We start from the raw sequence: 15,182 nt of genomic DNA, 5'->3' as shown, positions 1-15,182 counted from the left end.
TATCCTTTGTAACCATTCATAATAGAAGGCAATTATCTAATTCCCTACTACTTTAGTCAACTATAAGACCCACTAAATTAGTACGGTATTAACCCCGCACCGGTTTATTTCTTCTCGGCCGGGGTTTCCCCGCGCAGCGCCTTTATTTTATTGTCCGAGTGGAAGATATAATTCTGGATGGAGGTCAGCATTCCCCGCAGGATACTGAGCTCCATTTGGTCCAGCCGAATACGGCTGTAGAGGCGCCGCAACCGGGTCATGGTCTGGCGCGGGTTACCCGGCTCGATAAAACTGAGGGACTCGAGAGTTTCCTGCAGGTGCTGGTAGTACATTTCCAGCGCCTGGTGGTCCGCCGGCGGCTGGTCCCAGTCTTCAAAGTGCGGCGCTCGCCCCTCGCGCAGAGTCAACCAGGCCATGCGCACTTCGTAGCTCACCACCTGTACCGCGGCGGCGAGGTTGAGCGCGCTGTAGTCCGGATTGGCGGGAATATGCACGTGGTAGTTGCACTTATGCAGCTCTTCGTTGGTGAGCCCCCTGTCCTCGCGCCCAAAGACGATGGCGACGTCGTGCTGGCGGGCTTCGGCAACGGCCCGCTCGCCGCACTCCCGCGGGGTCACCAGCGGCCAGGGGATACGTCGCTCGCGGGCACTGGTGCCCACCACCAGGCCGCAGTCGGCGACTGCGTCGTCGAGGGTTTCCACGACGATGGCGTTGTCCAGTACGTCCACCGCTCCGGCGGCCCGCCAGACGGCCTTGTCGGCCGGAAAGTCTCGCGGTTCCACCAAATACAGTTGCGACAGGCCCATGTTTTTCATGGCTCGCGCCACGCCACCGATATTACCTGGGTGGGTGGTGTTAACCAGCACAATGCGAATTTTCTGCAGTTGTGACTCTGGCGTTTGGGTATCTGGCGTCGTTGATTCGGACATAGGGGCACCTGAGAATGCTGTTTCAACCTGTAGGCCAGTGGTTCTGCGGCCCCAGGATTCAAAAAAGCGCGCAGTTTAGCAAATTGATCATTACTGTGCCGAATTCTTTGCGGGTGCGGGGTTAGAACTGTCGTAAACCGGGTGCAGCGCGGCGGCCCGGAGGACCTGGTAACAGGTGTAGCGCGGCGGCCCGGTGGGTGCGCCCTACCAGACCGGCCGTCGGCTTTTCGCGCTTCCGGCCTCTTGTGAACTCCTTATATTGTCGCTTCTCTGTGATTTCGCGGAATATTTGTTGGTAGCAAAATATGGTTTAGCGCGGCGGCCCGGTGGGTGTGCCCCGCCAGACCGGCCGCAGGCTCTCCGCACTTTTCGCGCTCCCGGAAACTCACTCCGCTGGCGCTACGTTCAAACATCCGTCCGCGAAAGCCCGAAAAGCGCGGAGAGCCTAAACGCGACCTGATTGGTCTGGCAGGGCACCCCCACCGAGCCTTGACCAGGCATCGAGCGAGGTTTCGGGAGTTGCAAAACAACCAATTTAAGGTCATCCCCGCGCAGGCGGGGATCCAGTACGTACTTAAAATCAATGGATCCCCGCCTGCGCGGGGATGACAAAAAATGAGCTGTAGCTGGCTGATAAAGAAATCACACTGCTCTTAGAACGCACAATGTAGTCAGCGGTGGGGGGAGCTCGTTGCGGATCAATCAGGCCATGCTTATCCCCCCGACCACATTTGGGGTAGTCGGCGAGGACTGTTCGAATCCCAATTTTTTGCGCGTCTTTTTGCGCAAAAAATGGTTGAGTTTCGCAGCCGCCAAATGTGGTCGGGGGGATATGGCCGATCCGCAATGGGCTCCCCCCAGCGCTGACGGGCAGCATAAAAATATGCCATTAGAATCGATCCACACGTGTTCTCGCCTCCGAACGGCAACCTACCAATATGCCATTAGAATCATCTATATACAGCGAGCAACAGGAGACTAAATCGACCAACGGCGATATCAAGGGACTGTATTACTATGCAGAGGCTATCGTACGCGGAAAGTATATTATGCAGAAAATTTAATAATGGCAGTAAGGCACAGGGCGTTACTCCCTTCCCTGGGAGCGTGTTTACACGCCCATCTTATTCAACGAGTCCAACACCTCCCTAAGGGCTCGGGCCAGCTTTGGGTGTTTGCTTTCGAACTCCACCGCTTTACTGTCCAATTGATCGCTGATACTTTCGTCGATCTCTGCCGGGTGTTTTTTGGTGATACCCTTCATCAGATCGCCCAATAAATCCCTTTCTTTGCCATCCAGTGCGGTTTGCATTAGCTCCTTCACCTCGGCAATTGAATCCTTCAGTTTATCTTCCGACATAATCCCTCCCGCTAGAACAGTACAATACCGGAAACATCCAAATATTGTTCATTAGCAATATCTCACTTACCGGCAAGCCTTTGCAATGATCCAAAACAACTAAAGGCGTGACATTTCAGATCGCTTTGCCATAAGCAGGGCGTGCATTCTGGCCCTGCTGTACTCCAGGCCCCTAGGTTCCGTTGGGCCCCAGGGGTAACGCCCCTTCCTCCACCACTTTGATGCGCGGCATCAACCTGATACCGGTATCCAGGCTGGCTTCCAGGCGGTAACTCAGCTGTTCGCGCTTGGTGCTCACCAGGCTTTGTACCAGGCGCAGGCTGTTCATCAGGCTGGCAGTTACCGGCACCGTTACCCGGGCGGAGCCGTAACCGGCGATTTCCGGAATGTCCGCGGTAACGCCACTGGCCAATTTGTAGTCATCGATGGTGAGACTGTAGCTCATGCCTTTCAGTTTGAGTGCCCTGGAGTTGGGGTTGGTGACCTGTAAACCCACCTCGAAGCTTTGTTCCAATCCAGTGGAGGGCAACAGGCGCAGACTGGTGACGCTGACCGACGGGGTTTCGAAACTTGGGGTCAATGTTGCGCAACCGTTGAGTAGCAAGAAACTTAACAGGATCCACAGGGTGTAAGCATGGGTGTCGCCGGGGCTGGCCGGAGCGGCGCGCCACTGTTGTTTAGTCATAATGTGCTTCTATATAGAGTGTGATTCGATCAAAGTTGGTTAGTGTCCGCCAGAAGAGCGTTGGGCGCCTAAAACAAACCAATCTGGCGACCGGCAATACGGGCAAATGAAGTGCCCAAAAACTGCACTATGCCATCGACGATGGGGGCGATCTGGCGTTCGATCAACAGTTCGTAGTCGAGCGGGGAAAGCAGTCGCTCCAGCGGTTCGGCGCCATTGACGGTGAGCGCGTATCTTATCCAGCCGCCGCGTTCATAGCGAGGTTTATTACCGTTGGCGCGCAACCAGTCATCCGCCTTGCGCGCCGCCTGCACGTGCGGCGGCACGTTGCGGGTGTAGTCTGCCAAATGGCGCCGGATACGCTTACGGTAATAGAGTTTGGCATCCAGTTTTTGTGCGCGAATGTCGTTCAGAGTCTCGAAGATATAGTCTTCGTAGGGTAACTCCAGGAACACCCGCCGATACAACTCGCGCTGGAATTCCCGCGCCAGTGGCGTCCAGTCGGTGCGCACCGCTTCGAGCCCCTTGAACACCAGCTGCGGCTCGCCATTACCGCGCTCGATCAGGCCGGCATAGCGCTTCTTGCTGCCGGTTTCCATACCGCGGATGGTGGGCATCAGAAAGCGGCTATAATGAGTTTCATACTCGATTTCCAGAAAGCTCTGCAATTGATAGTGTTGCTGCAAGTGCTCGGACCACCAGGCGTTCAGGTAGCTGGCCAGGGCGGTGCCCTGCTCATTGATCTCGGCCAGGCTTTTGCCCGCAGCGCCCTCCAGGCACACGAACACCGAGTCGGTGTCACCGTAGATTACCCGGTGCCCCAGCTCCTCGATCAACTCCCGGCTGCGGGTCAGGATCTGGTGGCCGCGCAGGGTAATGGAACTGGGCAGGCGGTGGTCGAAGAAGCGGCAGCCCGGTGTACCCAATACTCCATAGAACGAGTTCATAATGATCTTGATGGCTTGGGACATGGCCTGGTTGCGCTGTTGTTTGGCTTTGTCGCGCGCCTGCCACAGCTCGCCAATCAGGTTTGGCAACAGGGCGTTGCGCTTGAGGAACACCGCGCCGTTGTAGCCCGGCACCAGCTCGGCCCGATCCACGTCGGCGGTTTCCTGCATATCCCAGCTGTCTTCCCGCTCCAACCCCAGCTCAGTGCGCTCGTATTCGCGGCCGCAGGCCTGGGCCAGCGGATCGATGTGAAAGGTGCGAATAATCGAGGGGTACAGTGATTTAAAATCCAGCACCAGCACGTGGCGATAGAAGCCCGGGTTGGAGTCCATCACGTAGCCACCGGGGCTGCCCACCCCCACCGGCTCGGCGGGTAGGCAGGGTGCAACAAATCCCTGCCGGTGCAGGCGCGGCAGGTAACGGTTGTCAAACGAGGCCACTGAACCGCCAAACCGGTCCATGGCCAGCCCGGTCAGGCGCGCCCGCTCCACGGCGAAGTCCAGCAGTTTGGTGTGCACAAAGATATCCCACACCAGCTGGCAGTCTTCCAGGTTGTAGGCCGCCAGGGCCGGTTTATCGGTCAGGAATTGCTCGGTGATGGTGTCGCCGCGATGGTCGACATCGTCGGTCAACTTGCCGCGCTGCAGCAACTCCCGGCCGACGAAATCCAGGCCAAAGCTCTCAAAGTTATAGGTGGCTGACTTCAGGGTATCGATGCCGTCCATAACCAAGCGGCCCGCCAGGGTGACGGTGTAGTGCTGGTTGTCGTCCCGGGACTGGCGCCAGTCGGGTACTGACTGCTGACGGCCGAGCGTCAGCCTCAGGCCCAGCTCATCGGCCTTGCGCTGCAGGAAGCGCAAATCGAAGTTAACCACATTCCAGCCGATCAGGATGTCGGCATCCACCTGCTGGTACCAGAGCAGAAACTGCTGCAGCAGTGCCGTTTCATCCTCGCAGTAGCTCAGGTAGGAGTGGCTGGCCGGCACTTCGCCGGTGCCCACCATCATCACCTTGCGCTCGATAACTTCTTGCTCTCCGCCGCTATTCGCAACCACGGCGCCGATGCTGTACAGCTGGTCGCCACTCATTGAGGTTTCAATATCCAGCGACAACATCCGGTAGTGCGGGGCAAACTGGCTAGGGCGAACCAGCGGGTTGTGCAGCACCCGGATATCATCCTCAAAGGTCACCTGCCCTTCTACCTGCATGGCCCCGGTGATAAAACGCTCCATCAGAAAGCGATCGGCGGGCTGGATATCGGCCTCCAGCGGTGTCAATTTGCGTCGCCCCAGCAACTCCCGCGCCCGATAGAGGGTGCGCTGCTCGCGAAAATACACACCTACCACCGGCTGGTGGTCAAAAGACCGCAGTTGCAACGGGCGTATTTCCCAGACCGGGATAACCGCCGGATGACTGGCCGACTTGCCCAGCTCCCGCTCCAGCAGCGCCCTGGCTTCAGCCTCCTGCGCCTGGGGCAGGAAAAATACCGCGCTCTGGCCGTCCACCACTACCTTGACCGGGCCCTGCGCGCTGGTCAGCCAGTAGCACAACTGCAAGCTGCGCAAACTGCCCAGACGACTGGCCACCGGCACATCGTCCCAGTGACGACTGAGGATAAAGCCGTCCACTACGCTGACAGCGTCGGCTGCGGATGTCGACATCGTTGCGCTTACCTGTTGGGGGGAACGGCTACCAAAGCCTGATTTCTGCAAACCGGGTTACTGCAATTAAAGCTACTGGAGACAGCGATACACCGCAAAGGTCTGGCGACCGTCCACCAGGTCACCTTTGGCCACCAGGGTATTGCCGGACATGCTCAGTGCCTCATTGCGGGCCAGGTCCAATACCTCTTTGGCCACCTTCTTATCATTGCGTGAAATCACAGTCACTTTGGCCTTGGTCTTGCCGGTGGCGGTGCCCAGGTATTTACACTGGCCCACCTCGGCCAGGGTTTTTAACGGAATATCCCGCGCTTCTGGCGCCACTTTCACCCAACTGCATCCTGTAACCATTACTGTTACCAGCAAAGCGCTAACCAACTTCATAACCTACCTCTGTGGACAATTGTAAAGGAGCGCTATTCTACCTAATCCCGCTGTGAAGTGGACTTTTGCCGTACATGTTTCCGTGTTTAAATGAGGAAGACGAGCAGCTAATAAATCAGGAACTCAGGAAGTCACATGATCAGCAAACTGGACCAATTGAAGAAAATGACCGACGTGGTGGCCGACACCGGCGATATCGAAGCCATCGCCCGCTTCCAGCCACTGGATGCCACCACCAATCCATCGCTGCTCTACAAAGCGGCGCAGATGCCACAATACGAAGGCCTGCTGCGCCAGTCATTGAACAGCGCCGGCGGCGATATCGCCCGGGCCTGTGACCACCTGGCGGTCGCCATCGGCACTGAAATCGTCAAACTGGTGCCCGGTCGCGTTTCCACCGAGGTGGATGCGCGCCTCTCCTTCGATACCGAAGCCACCATCGCCAAGGCCCGCCACCTGATCGATCTGTATCAGCAGGCTGGCGTCGACCGCTCCCGCATATTGATCAAGACGGCTTCTACCTGGGAGGGTATTCGCGCCGCTGAGGTATTAGAGCGGGAAGGCATTAACTGCAACCTGACCCTGTTATTCAGCTTCGCCCAGGCAGTGGCTTGTGCCGACGCCGGCGCCACCCTGATTTCACCGTTCGTGGGCCGGATTCTCGACTGGTACAAAGCCAACACCGAGGTCAAGGAATATACCCCGGCCACCGATCCCGGGGTGATCTCGGTGACCCGCATTTACAACTACTACAAGCAGCACGGCTACCCCACCATTGTCATGGGCGCCAGCTTTCGCAATACCGGAGAGATCGAAGGCCTGGCCGGCTGTGACCGGCTGACCATCAGCCCGCAGTTGTTACAGGAGTTGTCGCAGGATACGGCCCCGCTGGAGCGCCAGCTCAGCGCAGACGCCACCGGAGCCCCGCAAGAAAAAGTATCCTACCGTGAAGCTGAGTTCCGCTACGCCATGAACGACGATGCCATGGCCACCGAGAAGCTGGCGGAAGGTATTCGCAACTTTGTCAAAGACCAGATCAATCTGGAGCAACTGCTAAAAAAGATGCAGTAGCGATTCGGCTAGGAGCCTGTCGGACTTAGGTGCCCGTAGCGAGAGAAAGTCCGATTTGAGTCAGTTTTTAACCATTTTTGAGGCGAATAGTGGTTCTATTTAACGAGAAAATGGTTAAAAAATGGCCAAACTCGGCTTTTTCGCAGCAGGGCAACCCTAAGTCCGACAGGCTCCTAGGCCGTGCTAATGCGCTCCACACAACTGTACACGGCGTGCCGGCCCGGCTGGCTGAAGCCCACCAGGGCGATACCACACTGCTCGGCCATCTCGATGGCCAGTGAAGTCGCCGCGGAGACCGCCACCAGCACGGCAACATTGGCGCTGGCGGTTTTGGTGACCATTTCGTAGCTGGCACGACTGGTGATCAACACAAAGCCTTCTTTGCTCGCCTCGTGCAGCTGTAAGGCACCCAGCAACTTATCCAACGCGTTGTGGCGCCCTACATCTTCCCTTAACAGCAGGATCTCCCCCTGTGCGTCACACCAGGCGGCGGCGTGCACGGCGCCGGTCTGTTGTTGCAGCAATTGGTGTTGCTGCAAGGCGCCGATGGCCCGATCTATGGCCTCGTGGGTGACTTGCACATCACTGTTTACTGAACGGGGCTGGACAATGGCCTGCTGCAGGGATTCGGCCCCGCAGAGACCGCAGCCGGTGCGGCCGGTCAAATTGCGGCGCCGAGCTTTGAGGCCAGCAAACTGGCGCGATGGAATGATCAGGGCCAGTTCCAGCCCCAGTTCGGTCTCGTTGACCTCGAAATCCAGCAGTTGCGCGGCCGACTCCAGAATGCCTTCCGACAGGCTGAAGCCCAGGGCGAACTCGCGCAGATTGACCGGCGTCACCATCATCACCACGTGGGAGATGCCGTTATAAACCAGCGCCACCGGGCATTCGGTCACCACCTGATCGGTATCGGTGCTGAGCTCGCCGCGGTTCCAAACGCTGCGCCTGGCGGACTTGATGCCCGCCACCGCTTCGGGAACAGGCGCTTTATTGGCTGCCGGTACTTTTTTCGCTAACGGCACTTTTTCGGCTCCCGGCACTTTATCAGCTCCCGGCACTTTACCTGCTGCCATCACTTTTTTCGTCGCCATCATTGCCGGGATTCTTGCAGCAGCGCTTTCTGCTTTTTGTCGAACGCCTGCTGGCGGGTCTGCCAGGCCGAGGGCGCGGTGACCTTGCTCACCTGCACCGCGGTAACCTTGTACTCGGGACAGTTAGTGGCCCAGTCGGAGTTGTCCGTGGTGATCACGTTGGCCCCGGACACCGGGTGGTGAAAGGTGGTGTACACCACGCCGGGCCGCACCCGGGTGGAGTGCTGGGCGTGCAATACAGTGGTACCGATCCGGCTCTGGATACCGACCCAGTCGCCGTCATTGATGCCCCGCTCCTCGGCGTCCTGGGGATGGATCTCGAGAATATCCTCCGGATGCCAGGCGGAATTTTGTGTACGCCGAGTCTGGGCGCCGACGTTGTACTGGCTGAGGATGCGGCCGGTGGTCAACAGCAGCGGGAACTTGCGATTGGTGCGCTCGGTGGTGGGCACGTAATCGGTGACCACAAACTGACCCTTGCCCCGCACAAATTCATTCACGTGCATGGTGGGTGTGCCCAGCGGCGCGTCTTCGTTGCAGGGCCACTGGATGCTGCCCAACTTATCCAGGCGAGCGTAGCTGACGCCACTGAACGTAGGAGTCAGGCGCGCGATTTCGTCCATAATCTCCCCCGGGTGCTGGTAGTTCCAGTTGCAGCCGAGGGCGTTGGCCAGCGCCAGGGTGGCCTGCCAGTCTTCCTTGCCCGCCAGCGCCGGCATGGCTTTGCGCACCCGGGAGATACGGCGCTCGGCATTGGTAAAGGTACCGTTCTTCTCCAGGAAAGAGGAGCCCGGCAAAAACACGTGGGCAAACTTAGCGGTTTCGTTGAGGAAGATATCCTGCACGATCAGGCACTCCAGCGATCGCAGCGCCGCCTCCACGTGCTGGGTATTGGGGTCGGACTGGGCGATGTCCTCGCCCTGGCAATAAAGCCCTTTAAACTCGCCGTCCAGCGCCGAGTCAAACATATTGGGAATACGCAGCCCCGGCACCGGGTCCAGCTCCACCTGCCAGGCCGCTTCGAAGGTCGCGCGAATGGCGTCGTCCGTGACCGGTCGATAGCCGGGCAACTCGTGGGGGAAGGAGCCCATATCGCAGGAACCCTGCACATTGTTCTGGCCGCGCAACGGGTTGACGCCGACGCCTTCGCGACCGACGTTGCCGGTGAGCATGGCCAGGTTGGCGATGGCCATCACCGTGGTGGAACCCTGGCTGTGCTCGGTGACACCGAGGCCGTAGTAGATGGCGCCGTTGCCCTGGGTGGCGTAAAGACGGGCAGCAGCGCGCAGATCGGCGGCGGGAATACCGGTGTACTGCTCGCTGGCTTCCGGCGAGTGTTGCGGGTCGCGGATAAACGCCAGCCACTGTTCAAACGCCGGCCCTTCGCAGCGGGCCTCAATATAGGCCTGATTCTGCAGGCCCTCGCTGACAATAGTGTGAGCCATGGCATTGAGCGCGGCGACATTGGTACCCGGGCGCACTGGCAAGTGATAGTCGGCGCTGATGTGGGGCGAATTGACCAGCTCAATCTCCCGCGGGTCGATAACGATCAGTTTCGCGCCCTGGCGCAGGCGCCGTTTCAGCTGCGAACCGAACACCGGGTGGGCTTCGGTAGGGTTGGCACCCATAACGATAATGACATCGGCTTTTTGCACCGACTCAAAGGTCTGGGTGCCGGCGGATTCACCGAGGGTCTGCTTCAGGCCGTAACCGGTGGGTGAATGGCACACCCGCGCACAGGTATCGATATTGTTGTTGCCAAAGGCGGTGCGCACCATCTTCTGCACCAGCCAGACTTCTTCGTTGGTGCAGCGCGACGAGGAAATGGCGCCGATGCTGGTGCGGCCGTGTTTCGCCTGCACTTCGCGCAAACGCTGGGCGGCGTAGCTGACCGCCTCTTCCCAGGACACCTCCTGCCAGGGATCATCAATGGACTGGCGAATCAGCGGCGCCGTAATGCGATCCTTGTGGGTGGCGTAGCCAAAGGCAAAGCGACCCTTGACGCAGGCGTGTCCGGCGTTGGCCTTGCCGTCTTTCCACGGCGTCATGCGCACCACGGTACTGCCCTTCAGCTCGGCTTTAAAACCGCAACCCACCCCGCAATAGGCGCAGGTGGTGATGACGCTGTGTTCCGGTTTGCCGGCGTCGATAATGCTGTTTTCCGTCAATGTCGCGGTGGGACAGACGTTGACGCAGGCACCGCAGGAGACGCAGTCGGAAGCCATAAAGCTTTCCTCCTGGCCGGAACTGACCTTGGAATCAAAACCGCGCCCGGCAATGGTCAGGGCAAAGGTGCCCTGCACGTCTTCACAGGCGCGCACGCAGCGGGAACAGACAATGCACTTGGACGGGTCAAAGGTGAAATAGGGGTTGGACTGGTCCTTCTCCGCGGCGCGGTGATTCTCACCCTCGTAACCATAGCGCACCGCCCGCAATCCCACCTCACCGGCGGTATCCTGCAGTTCGCAGTCGCCGTTGGTGGGACAGGTCAAACAGTCCAACGGGTGGTCGGAGATGTACAACTCCATCACGTTGCGGCGCAATTTGGCAATGGGGTCGGATTGGGTGCGCACCACCATGCCGGCAGCCACCGGAGTGGTGCAGGAGGCGGGATAGCCCTTGCGTCCCTCGATCTCCACCAGACAGATACGACAGGAGCCAAACGCATCCAGGGCGTCGGTGGCGCATAATTTCGGCACTTTAATGCCGGCCTCGGCGGCAGCGCGCATCACCGAGGTGCCCTCGGCTACGGTAACCGGCACTCCATCGATGCTCAGGGTCACCTGGGTGTCACTGGTGCTGGGTGGGGTGCCGTAATCGGCGTCCGGTTCGTAAAACTGCAGCATTGCCTGTTACCTCGTTGTTTTTGGCTCGCGTCTCAGCGCTGAAAGTCGTCCGCAAAATAATCCAGCGCACTGCGCACCGGGTAGGGCGTCATACCGCCCATGGCGCAGAGCGAGCCCGCCTCCATGGTGTCGCACAAATCGCGCAGCAGAATCAGGTTGTTGTCCCGCTCAACATTTGCCCGAACCTTGTCGATCACCTCGACCCCGCGCACCGAGCCAATGCGACAGGGTGTGCATTTACCGCAGGACTCCACCGCGCAGAACTCCATGGCAAAGCGGGCCTGGTCGGCCATATCCACCGTATCGTCAAACACCACGATACCGCCGTGACCGAGCATGGCCTTGATGGCGGCGAAGGCCTCGTAGTCCAGTGGCGTATCCCAGTGCTGCTGGGGCAGATAGGCGCCCAGCGGACCACCCACCTGGATGGCGCGCACCGGGCGACCGCTAAAGGTGCCACCGCCAAACTCCTCCACCACCTGGCGCAGGGTGGCGCCAAAGGCCAACTCAATCAGGCCGCCACGCTGGATATTGCCGGCCAACTGCACCGACAAGGTGCCGCGGGAGCGACCCATACCGTAGTTCTGGTAGTAGTCTGCCCCCTCCGCCATAACAGTGGTCACCGCCGCCAGGGTCAGTACGTTGTTGACCACCGTCGGCTGGCCGAACAAACCCTCGATGGCCGGCAGTGGCGGCTTGGCGCGCACCATGCCGCGCTTGCCTTCGAGGCTGTCCAGCAGCGAAGTTTCTTCGCCGCAAATATAGGCGCCGGCGCCGAGGCGCACTTCCAGCTCAAAGGTCTTGCCGCTGCCGCAGATGTCAGCGCCCAGATAACCGGCCTGCTCGGCCCGCTCGATAGCTTGCTGTAATATTTTAAACGCCCTGGGGTACTCGGAGCGCAGGTAGATAAAGCCACGGGTGGCGCCCACGGCCAAACCGGCAATCAGCATGCCCTCAATCAACTGGTAGGGGTCGGCCTCCATTAACAGGCGGTCGGCAAAGGTGCCGGAATCGCCCTCGTCGGCATTGCAGACGATGTATTTTTGTCCCTTGGCAGACTGGGCATCCAGCACCGTCTGCCACTTGATCCCGGCCGGAAATGCCGCCCCGCCGCGGCCGCGCAGACCCGAGCTTTTGACCTCGTCGACGATCTGCTGGCCATCCATCTGCAGAGCCCGCTGCAAACCCTTAAAACCACCCAGGCGGGTATAGGTATCCAGACACAAGGGATCGCCAATGCCGGCCCGAGCGAAGGTCAGGCGCTGCTGCTGTTGCAGATACGGAATGGCCTCGGTGGGGCCGAGATAACGCGGGTGCACACTCAGGTCATCCAGCAGGCAACGCAACAGCAGGTCGACGTCGTCGGTGGTCAGGGGACCAAAGGCATGGCGCTGATGATCCTCCTCCACCTCCAGCATGGGCTCGAGCCAAAACATCCCGCGGGAGCCGTTGCGCACCAGCTCGATGTCCATATCACGCTCGGCAGCTGCTGCCAGCAGTGCGCTGGCAACCTCATTGGCACCGAGTGCACAGGCGGTGGTGTCCTGGGGCAGAAACAGGCGAATACTCATACCGCGTCCCCCCGCCCGGTTATCCGGCTAAGTAATTGATCAAAACGACCGGCGTCTACTCGGGCGTAAACCTCATCGGCGATGCGCAGCGACGGACCGCAGGCGCAATTGCCAAGGCAATAGACGGCCTCGAGCGTGACGCTGCCGTCGGCGCTGGTCTCGCCGTATTCCAGCCCCAGTGCTTGTTTGGCGTGGGCTTCCAGGGCGCGACTGCCGCGGGCCTGGCAGGCCTCGGCGCGACACACCTGCACCGTGGTCTGGCCGCCCGGTTCGGTGCGAAATTCGTGGTAGAAGCTGATCACGCCGTGCACTTCAGCGCGGGACAGGTTCAGCGCCTTGGCGATGGTGGGTACGGCGTCTGCCGGTATATAGCCCAGTGCCTGCTGCACCGCATGCAATATCGGCAACAGAGGGCCCTGGCGGTGAGCCTCTGCCTCTATCAGCGAGGCAATGGTTGCTGTTTGCGTGGCGCTTAATGCCATCGTTATTCTCTCTGCTGGTATGACTGAAAATGACGTTGTTATACTTGTTGCCGATTACGCAGACCGCTGCTCGGCTTCTTGCAACTGATCCATTCTACTGACCATATCACGCCCCTCGGCGGGGGAAAATATGATATTTTGTGCCTAACTTCTGAATTCCGGCCCCGGTTACTCCATGCCCCCGAAACGCATCCAGATCTCGCCCTCGTGGGTTTTCACCGACGATGCCGGCAACCGCATAGACCCGCATCTGTTTCGCCTGCTGGCGGTCATCCGTCACCAGCACAAGCTGACCGAGGCAACCCGGCAAATAGGTGTCTCCTATCGCCACGGCTGGAACCTGATTCGCAACTGGTCGACGTTCTTTGGCAGCGACCTGGTCAAACTGGAGCGCGGCCGCGGCGCCAGTTTGACGCCACTGGGGGAAAAATTGCTCTGGGCGGAACAGCGGGCCAGCGCCCGCTTCAACCCACAGATGGAGAACCTCGCCTCCGAATTGAATGTGGATATTCAACGCATTCTCAATCACAGCAGCCCGCTGCTGCAGATCCACGCCAGTTACGGCTATGCGGTCGCCCTGCTGCCCACATTCGACTACAGCTTTCAACTGGACATACAGTACAAAAGCCCGCTACAGGCGCTGCAGGCCCTCAACTCCGGCAGCTGCGACATGGCCGGGTTTCCACTGCCGGCGCAGGTTCGAATCGAGCGCCTGCTGCAGGACTATGCCCGCTTGCTGGACCGCGCAACCCACCGCATCGTGCACCTGGTAACCCGGCACCTGGGGTTGCACGTGCAGCCGAACAATCCCAAAGCCATTTTACGAATCGACGACCTGGCGCGGGACGATGTGCGCTTTGTCAATCGCGATACACGCTCGGGCACCCGGGCAATGCTGGATCAACTGCTACTCAACAGCAATGTCCAACCCCACCAGGTCAATGGTTACCAGAATGAAGAATTTACCCATTCGGCGGTTGCCGCCTACGTCGCTTCGGACATGGCCGACACCGCCTTTGGGGTAGAACCGGCAGCGCGCCAATTCGGCCTCGACTTCGTCCCGGTCACCACGGAAGACTACCTGCTGGTCTGCCATCGTGACAGTCTCGAAAAGACCGCAGTACAACAACTGCTGGACTTTATTCGGGGTGACACTTTTAGCAATGCCGTGCAGCAGTTGCCGGGCTACTCCGCCGACGGTTGCGGCACCATCAAGACCGTTGATGAGGTGTTTGGTGCCACTTGAGCATCACAGGTATTGGGCGTGGAATTCGATATGCTCGCCGATAAATGAGGCGATAAAAAAGTAACTGTGATCGTAGCCCGCCTGCAGGCGAATATTGGCCGGGTAATCGGCTTCGATACTGGCTCGCAACAGCAGCTCGGTTTTCAATTGCTCTTTAAGAAAATTATCCGCGCCGCCCTGATCCACCAGCATGGGCAGTTTGTGGCTGGCGCTGCGCAACAGTTCAGTGGCGTCATACTGGCGCCAATCATCCCGGTTATTGCCAATATAATTGCCCAGCGCCTTCTCGCCCCAGGGGCAGTTCATGGGCGAGCAAATGGGTGAAAAGGCCGACACCGATTTGTACTGAGTAGGGTTTTTCAGGGCGATGGTCAGCGCCCCGTGGCCGCCCATGGAGTGACCGAAAATTCCCGCTCGCGCCGGGTCCACCGGGAAGTTGCTGTTGATCAACGCCGGCAGTTCCTGCACCACGTAGTCGTACATATGGTAGTGCTGTGCCCAGGGCGCCTCGGTAGCGTTGACGTAAAAGCCCGCCCCCAAACCAAAGTCATAGGCACCTTCGGCATCGTCGGGTACACCGTCCCCGCGGGGGCTGGTATCCGGGCAGACAATGGCAATGCCATGTTCGGCGGCGTAGCGCTGGGCACCGGCCTTGATAACAAAATTTTCATCGCTGCAGGTGAGCCCCGACAGCCAATAGAGCAGCGGAATTTTATTGCCACCATTGGCGCCGCCCTGCACGCTGCACGCCTGGGGTGGCAAGTAGATGGAAAAGGTCATGTCGCAGCCGAGGGTTGCCGACGGGTGTTTAAAGCGCAATTGGCGCCCGCCAAAGGATTTGTTGTCGCTAAGTTGTTCCATAGTTCGCTCTTTTGAAATGCCGCAATTTGTCTCTACCCAAAGGTCAC

General features: G+C 59.2%; 13 protein-coding genes. 2 read left to right on the top strand and 11 right to left on the bottom strand.

Features of this window, described 5'->3' with window-relative positions; genetic code table 11:
- Positions 1-104: 104 nt before the first annotated feature.
- From trmJ to G8764_RS09700, 6 genes are all read right to left on the bottom strand, one after another.
- On the bottom strand, positions 105-929 hold the full coding sequence (gene trmJ, locus G8764_RS09725; RefSeq protein ID WP_166164427.1) for a tRNA (cytosine(32)/uridine(32)-2'-O)-methyltransferase TrmJ: 825 nt from the start codon (positions 927-929) through the stop codon (positions 105-107).
- 580 nt (positions 930-1,509) lie between these two features.
- Positions 1,510-1,806, bottom strand: a complete 297-nt coding sequence (locus G8764_RS09720) for a hypothetical protein (RefSeq protein ID WP_166164426.1) — start codon at positions 1,804-1,806, stop codon at positions 1,510-1,512.
- A gap of 234 nt (positions 1,807-2,040) precedes the next feature.
- Positions 2,041-2,289 (bottom strand): DUF4404 family protein, encoded by a 249-nt coding sequence (locus G8764_RS09715; RefSeq protein ID WP_166164425.1) that lies wholly within the window; start codon positions 2,287-2,289, stop codon positions 2,041-2,043.
- Positions 2,290-2,461: 172 nt separating this feature from the next.
- On the bottom strand, positions 2,462-2,974 hold the full coding sequence (locus G8764_RS09710) for an LEA/WHy family protein (protein WP_166164424.1): 513 nt from the start codon (positions 2,972-2,974) through the stop codon (positions 2,462-2,464).
- Positions 2,975-3,042: 68 nt separating this feature from the next.
- Positions 3,043-5,583: a DNA polymerase II gene (locus G8764_RS09705; RefSeq protein ID WP_166164423.1), complete on the bottom strand. Its 2,541-nt coding sequence runs from the start codon at positions 5,581-5,583 to the stop codon at positions 3,043-3,045.
- A 72-nt stretch (positions 5,584-5,655) separates the two neighbouring features.
- Positions 5,656-5,934, bottom strand: a complete 279-nt coding sequence (locus tag G8764_RS09700) for a DUF4156 domain-containing protein (RefSeq protein ID WP_166164422.1) — start codon at positions 5,932-5,934, stop codon at positions 5,656-5,658.
- 168 nt (positions 5,935-6,102) lie between these two features.
- Here G8764_RS09700 and tal point away from each other — a divergent pair, with 168 nt between their 5' ends.
- Positions 6,103-7,038 (top strand): transaldolase, encoded by a 936-nt coding sequence (gene tal / locus G8764_RS09695; RefSeq protein WP_166164421.1) that lies wholly within the window; start codon positions 6,103-6,105, stop codon positions 7,036-7,038.
- A 173-nt stretch (positions 7,039-7,211) separates the two neighbouring features.
- On the opposite strand, the gene fdhD is transcribed toward tal, so the two are convergent.
- From fdhD to G8764_RS09675, 4 genes are read right to left on the bottom strand one after another with little or no spacing between them, the layout of a single operon-like run.
- Positions 7,212-8,132 (bottom strand): formate dehydrogenase accessory sulfurtransferase FdhD, encoded by a 921-nt coding sequence (gene fdhD, locus G8764_RS09690; RefSeq protein ID WP_243748700.1) that lies wholly within the window; start codon positions 8,130-8,132, stop codon positions 7,212-7,214.
- Complete coding sequence (fdhF, locus tag G8764_RS09685; RefSeq protein ID WP_166164420.1) at positions 8,129-10,975, bottom strand: formate dehydrogenase subunit alpha; 2,847 nt, start codon at positions 10,973-10,975, stop codon at positions 8,129-8,131. The genes fdhD and fdhF overlap by 4 nt, the downstream gene beginning before the upstream one ends.
- A 32-nt stretch (positions 10,976-11,007) precedes the next feature.
- Positions 11,008-12,546: an NADH-ubiquinone oxidoreductase-F iron-sulfur binding region domain-containing protein gene (locus G8764_RS09680; RefSeq protein WP_166164419.1), complete on the bottom strand. Its 1,539-nt coding sequence runs from the start codon at positions 12,544-12,546 to the stop codon at positions 11,008-11,010.
- Positions 12,543-13,028 (bottom strand): formate dehydrogenase subunit gamma, encoded by a 486-nt coding sequence (locus tag G8764_RS09675; RefSeq protein WP_166164418.1) that lies wholly within the window; start codon positions 13,026-13,028, stop codon positions 12,543-12,545. The genes G8764_RS09680 and G8764_RS09675 overlap by 4 nt, the downstream gene beginning before the upstream one ends.
- Before the next feature lie 175 nt (positions 13,029-13,203).
- Here G8764_RS09675 and G8764_RS09670 point away from each other — a divergent pair, with 175 nt between their 5' ends.
- Positions 13,204-14,274 carry a substrate-binding domain-containing protein gene (locus G8764_RS09670; protein ID WP_166164417.1) on the top strand — a complete coding sequence of 357 codons (1,071 nt, stop codon included), beginning with the start codon at positions 13,204-13,206 and terminating at the stop codon, positions 14,272-14,274.
- A 3-nt stretch (positions 14,275-14,277) separates the two neighbouring features.
- Here the strand turns inward: G8764_RS09670 and fghA are convergent, their stop codons facing one another.
- Entirely contained in the window at positions 14,278-15,135 is an 858-nt protein-coding gene (gene fghA, locus G8764_RS09665; RefSeq protein ID WP_166164416.1) for an S-formylglutathione hydrolase, read from the bottom strand.
- Between the last annotated feature and the right edge of the window lie 47 nt (positions 15,136-15,182).

The organism is Pseudomaricurvus alcaniphilus (genome assembly GCF_011440395.1).
GTDB classification, from domain to species: Bacteria; Pseudomonadota; Gammaproteobacteria; order Pseudomonadales; family Cellvibrionaceae; genus Pseudomaricurvus; species Pseudomaricurvus alcaniphilus.
Note: the sequence above shows the minus strand (reverse complement) of the source record. Positions and strands in the feature narration are given on the sequence as shown.

Excerpts from the sequence above, each read along its gene's own strand:
- trmJ (WP_166164427.1), bottom strand. The coding sequence starts at position 929 with ATGTCCGAATCAACGACGCCAGATACCCAAACGCCAGAGTCACAACTG.
- fghA (WP_166164416.1), bottom strand. The coding sequence starts at position 15,135 with ATGGAACAACTTAGCGACAACAAATCCTTTGGCGGGCGCCAATTGCGC.
- fdhD (WP_243748700.1), bottom strand. The coding sequence starts at position 8,132 with ATGATGGCGACGAAAAAAGTGATGGCAGCAGGTAAAGTGCCGGGAGCT.
- G8764_RS09715 (WP_166164425.1), bottom strand. The coding sequence starts at position 2,289 with ATGTCGGAAGATAAACTGAAGGATTCAATTGCCGAGGTGAAGGAGCTA.
- G8764_RS09710 (WP_166164424.1), bottom strand. The coding sequence starts at position 2,974 with ATGACTAAACAACAGTGGCGCGCCGCTCCGGCCAGCCCCGGCGACACC.
- G8764_RS09705 (WP_166164423.1), bottom strand. The coding sequence starts at position 5,583 with ATGTCGACATCCGCAGCCGACGCTGTCAGCGTAGTGGACGGCTTTATC.
- G8764_RS09680 (WP_166164419.1), bottom strand. The coding sequence starts at position 12,546 with ATGAGTATTCGCCTGTTTCTGCCCCAGGACACCACCGCCTGTGCACTC.
- G8764_RS09670 (WP_166164417.1), top strand. The coding sequence starts at position 13,204 with ATGCCCCCGAAACGCATCCAGATCTCGCCCTCGTGGGTTTTCACCGAC.
- tal (WP_166164421.1), top strand. The coding sequence starts at position 6,103 with ATGATCAGCAAACTGGACCAATTGAAGAAAATGACCGACGTGGTGGCC.
- fdhF (WP_166164420.1), bottom strand. The coding sequence starts at position 10,975 with ATGCTGCAGTTTTACGAACCGGACGCCGATTACGGCACCCCACCCAGC.
- G8764_RS09700 (WP_166164422.1), bottom strand. The coding sequence starts at position 5,934 with ATGGTTACAGGATGCAGTTGGGTGAAAGTGGCGCCAGAAGCGCGGGAT.
- G8764_RS09720 (WP_166164426.1), bottom strand. The coding sequence starts at position 1,806 with ATGCTGCCCGTCAGCGCTGGGGGGAGCCCATTGCGGATCGGCCATATC.
- G8764_RS09675 (WP_166164418.1), bottom strand. The coding sequence starts at position 13,028 with ATGGCATTAAGCGCCACGCAAACAGCAACCATTGCCTCGCTGATAGAG.